Raw genomic sequence first — 8,196 nt, 5'->3', positions numbered from 1 at the left:
TCACCGCATCGAACAACGCGCTGCTGTACTGGATCCCCGCCTTCAACGTCCCGTCGTCCGACTCCTCCAGCATGACCCACAGGTCGAAGGCCACGGCGATCTGCGCGGCCGAGGAGTCCGGGTTGTCGGCGGCCTCGGTGGTGCCCTGGCCGCCTTCGGTGCCGTAGCTGAAGAACACCTGGAAGAGCGGGGTGCGCGAGCGGTCGCGCTCGACGACCAGCTCGTCCACCAACTGCTCGAAAGGCAAGTCCTGGTGCGCGTAGGCGCCGAGCGCCGTCTCGCGCACACGGCCGAGGAGTTCGGTGAAGGTCGGATCGCCGGACAGATCCGTCCGCATGACCAACGTGTTCACGAAGAACCCGATCAGATCCTCCGTCTCGGCCCGGTTCCGGTTCGCCACCGGGGTGCCGACGACGACGTCATCCGCTCCCGAACAGCGCCCCAGCAGCACGTTCAGTGCGGCCAGCAGCGTCATGAACATCGTCGTGCCGTTCGTCCGCGACAGCGCTCGCAACGCCTCCGTCGTGTCGGCCGAGACGGTGAACGGCGCCATCGAGCCCTCGGCGGACCGCACCGGCGGGCGCGGCCGGTCGGTGGGCAGCTCCAGCGCCGGTACGTCAGCCAGCTGGGTACGCCAGTACGACAGTTGGTCGTCGAAGACCTCGCCCTCCAGCCACTGCCGTTGCCAGACCGCGAAGTCGGCGTACTGCACCGGCAGCGGCGGCAACGGGTTCTGCTGCCCCGCGCGGAACGCCTCGTACAGCGCCGACAGTTCACGCCGAAGGATGCGCGACGACCACTCGTCGGAGACCACGTGGTGGGTGAGCAGTGCCAACAGGTGCTGCCGTTCGTCCAGCCGAATCAGCATGGCCCTGATCAGCGGGCCTGCCGCCAGGTCGAACGGCGCCCTGCCGTCCTGAAGGGCCAGCCGCTCCGCCTCCCCCACCGGATCGGCGCTCCCGGACACGTCCACCACCGGCAGCGGGAACGCGGAGGGCGGGTCGACCACCTGGTACGCCACCCCGTCGGCGCCGGCGACCAGACGGGTCCGCAGCACCTCGTGCCGCGCGACCACAGCGCTGAGCGCCGCCATGAGTACCTCGACGTCGAGGTCACCGTCCCACGGCAGGTACAGGGGCAGGTTGTACTCGGTGGAGCCGGGCTCCAACTGGTCCAGGAACCACAGCCTCTGCTGTGCGAACGACAGAGGCAGCGGCTGGTCCCTGCTGACCACGGTCCACTGCGGCTCCCGTGCCCCCGGCACCGAAGCGTCCAGGGCGGCGGAGAGTCCGGAGACCGTCGGGCTGTCGAACATCGTCGCGAGCGGGAGGTCCACCCCGAACACCTCGCGCACACGGGACATCACCTGGGTGGCGAGCAGGGAATGCCCGCCCAGTTCGAAGAAGTTGTCCATGGCGCCGACCTGGTCCAGTCCGAGGAGCCGCGCCCAGATGTCGGCCACCAGCTCTTCGGTCGCTCCCGACGGAGCCACGTACCCGTCCAGTTGCCGATCCCCCTCCGGGTCCGGCAGCGCGGCGCGGTCGAGCTTGCCGTTGGGGGTGAGGGGCAGGGCGGCGAGTTCGGTGAAGACGGACGGGATCATGAAGGCGGGCAGGTGAGCGCCGGCGTAGGTCCGGAGTTCCGTGACCGACGGGACGCCCGCCGCCACGTCCTCGGGGACCAGGTGGGCCACCAGTCGGCGGTCCTCCTCGGCGCCGAAGGGGAGCACGACGGCCGACCGCACACGCGGGTGCTCCGCCAGTACGGCTTCGATCTCACCGGGTTCGATACGGAAGCCGCGGACCTTGACCTGTTGGTCGGCCCGGCCCACGAAGTCCAACTGCCCGTCCGGGAGCCAGCGGGCACGGTCGCCCGAGCGGTACATGCGTGAGCCGTCGGCGGTGAAGGGGTCGGGGAGGAAGCGTTCCGCGGTCAGAGCGGGGCGGCCGGCATAGCCACGGGCCACCTGCGGACCCGCGATGAACACCTCACCGTGCACACCTACGGGGACCGGTTCCAGCCGGTCGTCGAGCACATACAGGCGGGCGTTCGCGACCGGGGAGCCGATGGGAGGAATACCGAGGCCGTCGACCTGGCCCGCGGTGACCATGACCGTCGCCTCGGTCGGCCCGTAGGTGTTCACCAGACGACGGCCCGGCGCCCACGCCCGTGCGGCCTGCTCCGTCAGCCGCTCCGCACCGAGCAGGAGGGTTTCGATACCGGGCACCTGCTGCGGATCCAGCACACCGAGCAGGGACGGCACGACGCTGGCCGCGCTGACACCCTCCGCGCGGACCAGGGCGGTCAGTGCCTCCGGCTCACCCCGCTCCTCCGCCTGCGCCACGACGAGCGTGCCGCCACGGGCCAACGTCACGGCGACATCCAGCACCGCCGCGTCGAAGCTGAACGACGCGAACTGCAACACCCTCGTGCCCGGGTCCACACCCAGCTCCGGGCCCAGCGCGGTCACCATGCCGACGACGCTGCCGTGGGAGACCTGGACGCCCTTGGGACGCCCCGTCGAACCCGACGTGTAGATCACGTAGGCCAACTGGTCCTGGTCGACAGGAACTTCGAGGCTCCTGGACGGCAGGTCAGCGGTGCGATCCAGATCGCCCTCTCGGAGCACGACCTGCGCACCACTGTCGGCGACCATGAACTCCAGCCGCTCCGCCGGATACTCGGGATCCAGCGGCAGATACGCACCACCCGCCAGCCACACCCCCAGCACGGCCACGACCATGTCGACACCACGCGGCAGACACAGCCCGACGACCGACTCTGCCCCAACGCCCCGGCCCCGCAGCTCATGCGCCAGCCGGTTCGCCCGCGCCAGCAGCCTGGCATAAGTCAGGACCCGGCCACCGGACACCACAGCCACCGCATCCGGAGTCTCGGCCGCGCGGGCGGTGATCAGCTCATGCACCCCACCCACCGTCGGAAGGGCAACCGGCGTGCCACTCCACCCCGACACCACCTGCTCACGCTCGTCACCGGACAGCACGGGCAGCTCACCCACCCGCCGCTGCCCCGCTTCCTCCGCCACCGCCTCCAGCAGCCGCACCAGGTGACCCGACAACCGCTCCACGGTCCCCGCGTCGAACAGCGCCGTGCTGTACTCGATCTGGCCTGCCAGCCCTCCGCCTTCACGGTCGCCGACCCGCAGTGACAGGTCGAACTGGACCGCGCGGGAGCTGTCGCGGGGCGCGTCGCCGGGGTCCGGGGCGGCGCTGTCGTTGTCGTAGCTGAAGAGGACCTGGAAGAGCGGCGTTCGGGAGCGGTCCCGTTCCACCACGAGGTCGTCGACCAGGTGCTCGAACGGCAGGTCCTGGTGGGCGTACGCGTCCAGGGCCGTGTGTCGTACCCGGGCGAGGAGTTCGGTGAAGGTCGGTTCGCCGGAGAGGTCCGTGCGCATCACCAGCGTGTTGACGAAGAACCCGATCAGGTCCTCCGTCTCGGCATGGTTGCGGTTCGCCACGGGCGTGCCCACGGCCACGTCCGCGGAGCCCGTGCAGCGCCCCAACAGCACGCTCACCGCTGCCAGCAGGGTCATGAACATGGTGGTGCCGCTCTCGTGGGAGAGCGAGCGCAGGGCATGCGCCACTTCCTCGGTGACGGTGAACGGCAGCACGGCTCCTTGCGAACTGCGGACCGCCGGTCGGGGACGGTCGCTCGGCAGGTCCGCGGGAGAGAGCCCGGCCAGTTGGTCGCGCCAGTAGCCCAGTTGTCCCTCCAGCACCTCGCCGTCCAGCCAGCGGCGCTGCCAGACCGCGAAGTCGGCGTACTGCACGGCCAGCTTTGGCAGCGGATCCGGCCGGCCGGCGCGGAAGGCGTCGTAGAGCGCCGGCAGTTCGCGCCGCAGGATGCGTTCCGACCACTCGTCGGTGACGACGTGGTGCAGCGTGAGCGCCAGGACATGGTCGTCCGGGGCCAGGCGGATGAGTGCGGCCCGTACGAGGGGGCCGGCCGTGAGGTCGAAGGGGGTGGTGGCGTCGGCGGTGACCAGGGAGTGGGCGAGTGCCACGGGGTCGGTCGCGTCGGACAGGTCCACGACGGGCAGCGGGAACGCGGAGGGCGGGTCGACGATCTGGTGCGCCACCCCGTCGGCGTCCGCGACGAGCCGGGTCCGCAGTACCTCGTGCCGGGCCGTGAGTCCGCTGAGTGCCGCGCCCAGGGCCTGGACGTCGAGGTCTCCCCGCCAGGGCAGCGGGGACGGCAGGACGTGGGCGATCGAGCCGGGGTCCAGTCGGTCGAGGAACCACAGGCGCTGCTGGGCGTAGGACAGGGGCAGGGGCTCGGCGCGGTCGGCCGGGGTCATCGGCGGGGCCGTGGGTGTGGTGTCCGATCCGTCGACCGCCGCGGCCAGTCCTCGTACGGTCGGGTGGTCGAAGAGTGCCGACAGCGGTACCTCGGCGCCGAACACCTCGCGGACGCGGGAGATGACCTGGGTGGCGAGCAGGGAGTGGCCGCCGATGGCGAAGAAGTCGTCGTCGGCTCCGACGCGTTCGGTGCCGAGGACCTGGGTCCAGATGCCCGCGAGCAGTTCCTCGGTCGCACCGGCGAGGGGGACGTGTCCGTGGGCCTCCCACTGGCCGGGGTCGGGTTGCGGAAGGGCGGCGCGGTCGGTCTTGCCGTTGCGGGTGAGGGGCAGTTCCGTCAGCTCGGTGAAGAGGGCGGGGATCATGAACTCGGGCAGGGTGTGCCGCAGATGGTCCCGCAGCTCCGGGGCCGGCGGGACGCCCTCGGTGGGGTCTGCCGGGACGAGGTGAGCGACGAGCCTGCGGTCGGTGCCCTCGCCGTGGGCGGTCACGACGGCGGAGCGGATGCCCGCGTGGGCGGTCAGGGCGGCCTCGATCTCCCCCGGCTCGATCCGCACGCCACGGATCTTGACCTGGGTGTCGGCCCGGCCGAGGAACTCCAGCTCGCCGCTGGGGAGTCGGCGTACCCGGTCGCCCGTGCGGTACATCCGTGAGCCGTCGGCGGCGAAGGGGTCGGCGAGGAACCGTTCGGCCGTCAGCGCCGCGTGGCCGAGGTAGCCGCGGGCCACGCCCGTGCCGCCGATGAAGAGTTCACCCGCGACACCGATCGGCACGGGCCGCAGGGACGCGTCGAGCACGTGCGCCTGGATGCCGGCGATCGGTCGTCCGATCGGTACGGTCGCCACGGCGTGGGTCAGGAGGCCGGCGACACACGTGATGGTGGCCTCGGTGGGGCCGTAGGCGTTGTGGACGGGCACCTGTGTGTGCGTGAACCACTGGGCGAGGGTCCGCGGGGAGAGCGCTTCGCCACCCATGACCAGCAGCCGGAGATCCGGTCCGAGGGCGTCCGGGGCGGCCAGGTGGGGGATGAGCATCTCCCAGAGCGCGGGGGTGATGTCGACCGAGGTCGCGGCCTGGGCGCGCAGCTCGCGCAGGGTCCGCTCCGCCGGCCACTGCTGCTCGCCGCGCAGTACGAGCCGTCCGCCGTGCGTCAGGGTGGCGAAGAGCTGTTCCTGGGCGGCGTCGAACATGAAGGACGCGATCTGCACCGTGACGTCGGCCGGGGACAGCCCGTACTGGCGGCCCATCTCCCGCAGTTCCAGGCTCCATGAGCGGTGCGGGACCAGTACGCCCTTGGGCTGTCCCGTGGAGCCCGAGGTGAAGATGACGTACGCCAGGTGGTGCGGCGACACCCGGGTGCCTGGGTTGTCCGTGGCGTAGGTGGCGATCGTGGGGCCGTCGGTGTCGAGGGTGAGGCGCGGGACGGACACCTGTGTCAGACGCTCGGCCGTCGCGGTCCGGGTGACCAGCAGTGACGCGCCGGACGACTCGATCATGTGCGCGATCCGCCGGGCGGGGTGGTCGGCGTCGAGGGGAAGGTAGGCCGCGCCGGCCTTGAGGATTCCGAGGAGCGCCACGATCGTGTCCGGGCCGCGCTCGAGGCACACCCCGACGATGTCCTCGGGTCCGGCTCCGCGTTCGATGAGCCGACGGGCGAGCTGGTTGGCCCTGGCGTCGAGGTGTCCGTAAGTGAGGTGCCGGCCGTCGGCGACGACGGCGACCGAGTCGGGCGTGCGCCGCGCCCAGCCCTCGACGAGCCCGTGGACCGGGTCCCCGTCCGCGTCCGCGTCCGGTTCCGGGCCGGTGGCGAGGGCCCGTAGGGCCGCGTGCTCGGCCTGCGAGAGGAGGGCCAGTTCGTCGATGCGGAGTGCCGGGTTCAGGACGCCGTGCAGGAGTGCGACCAGGTGACCGGCCATCCGCTCCACGGTCGCGGCGTCGAACAGGGCGGTGCTGTACTCCAACTCGCCGGTCAACGCGCCCTCTCCGGTGTCCCTGAAGGACAGCGCGAGGTCGGACAGGGCGAGGTCCCGGGACATCGAGGCGCCGGGGCCGCTCGCCTCCCCGGGCCCCCCGGGCTCCGTAGCCGTTGAACCGGCGCCGTCCCGAAGGTAGTTGAAGTACACCTGGAACAGGGCCGTACGGGAACGGTCCCGGTCGGTGACGAGTTCCTCCACCAGCTGCTCGAACGGCAGGTCCTGGTGCTCGTACGCCTCCAGCGCCGTCTGCCGGACGCGGTCGAGGAGTTCGGTGAAGGTCGGGGCACCCGACAGGTCCGTCCGCAGGACGAGCGTGTTGACGAAGAACCCGATCAGGCTCTCCGTCTCGGCACGGTTCCGGTTCGCCACCGCCGTGCCGACGGCGATGTCCTCGGCGTCGCAGTAACGGGCCAGCAGCACGTCGAAGGCGGCGAGGAGCGTCATGAACATCGTCGTGCCGCTCTCCCGCGACAGTACCCGCAGCGCCTCCGCGGTCTCCGCCGGGACGGTGAACCGGGTCGTCGCCCCCACCGAGGAGCGGATCGGCGGCCGGGGCCGGTCGATCGGCAGCGACAACTCGGACAGACCACTCAACTGGTCACGCCAGTAATCAAGTTGTCCGTCGAGCACGTCACCGCTCAGCCACTGCCGTTGCCAGACCGCGAAGTCCGCGTACTGCACGGGCAGCGGCGGCAGCGGATCCGGCCGGCCGGCACGGAACGCCTCGTACAGCGTCTCGATCTCCTGATGGAGGATGCGCGCCGACCACTCGTCGGACACGACGTGGTGCATGGCCAGCACCAGCACGTTCTCGCCGATGCCCAGCCGGATCAGCGTCGCCCGCACCAGGGGCCCGGTGGCGAGGTCGAACGGCTCCGTCATGTCCTGGGCGACCATGCGCCCCGCTTCCCCGAGCGGATCGTCGCTGCCGGACACGTCCACCACCGGCAGGGGGAGCGGCAGGGGCTCCTCCACGACCTGCCGGGCCACGCCGTCCGCGTCCGCCGGCAGCCGCGTGCGCAGCACCTCGTGCCGAGCCACCACGGCGTCCAGGGCGGCACCCAGGGCCGCCACGTCCGGCACGCCGTCCAGCCGGACGGGCAGTACGACGTTGTACTCGGTCGACCCGGGGTCCAGCTGGTGCAGGAACCACAGCCGCTGCTGCGCGAACGACAGCGGCAGCGGCCGGTCCCGGTCCACCACCGTCACCGGCGGCACCGCCCCGCGCGAAGAGCTCTCCACCTCGGCCGCCAGGGCCCTGACTGTCGGCTTGTCGAAGAGGACGGCGAGCGGCAGCTCGACGCCGAACACCTCTCGGATGCCGGACATCACCTGTGTGGCCAGCAGCGAATGCCCGCCCAGCTCGAAGAAACCATCGTTCGCACCGACACGCTCCACGCCCAGGATGCGGGTCCAGAGGTCCACGAGGAGTTCCTCCGTGGGGCCGACCGGGGGAACGAACTCCTCCCCCCTGGTGCCCGTGCCGTCGGGGGCGGGGAGCGCGGCTCGGTCGAGCTTGCCGTTCGGGGTGAGCGGCAGGGTGGTGAGTTCGGTGAACACGGACGGGATCATGAAGGCGGGCAGGTGGGCTGCCGCGTGGGCGCGCAGGTCGGTGACGGGCGGGATGCCTGTGGCGGGGTCCTCCGGGACGAGGTAGGCGGCGAGCCGGCGGTCGTCCTCAGCACCGAAGGGGAGCACGACGGCGGTACGAACCTGAGGATGCGCGGTGAGGACGACCTCGATCTCACCGGGCTCGATACGGAAGCCGCGCACCTTGACCTGCTGATCGGCACGGCCCACGAAGTCCAACTGCCCGTCCGGGAGCCAGCGGGCACGGTCGCCCGAGCGATACATGCGCGAGCCGTCAGAGGCGAACGGGTCAGGGAGGAAACGTTCGGCAG

The 8,196-nt window shown here is 71.4% G+C and carries 1 protein-coding gene; it reads right to left on the bottom strand.

Going from position 1 to position 8,196, the window contains the following annotated elements:
* The coding region (locus AAW13_RS02375) for an amino acid adenylation domain-containing protein (protein WP_240528508.1) at positions 1–8,149 on the bottom strand (8,149 nt) is incomplete at its 3' end.
* Positions 8,150–8,196: the final 47 nt, after the last annotated feature.

Source organism: Streptomyces humi, from assembly GCF_001005085.2.
GTDB lineage: Bacteria > Actinomycetota > Actinomycetes > Streptomycetales > Streptomycetaceae > Streptomyces > Streptomyces humi.
The sequence above is the reverse complement of the archived record's forward strand: the minus strand, read 5'-3'. Positions and strand labels throughout refer to the sequence as shown.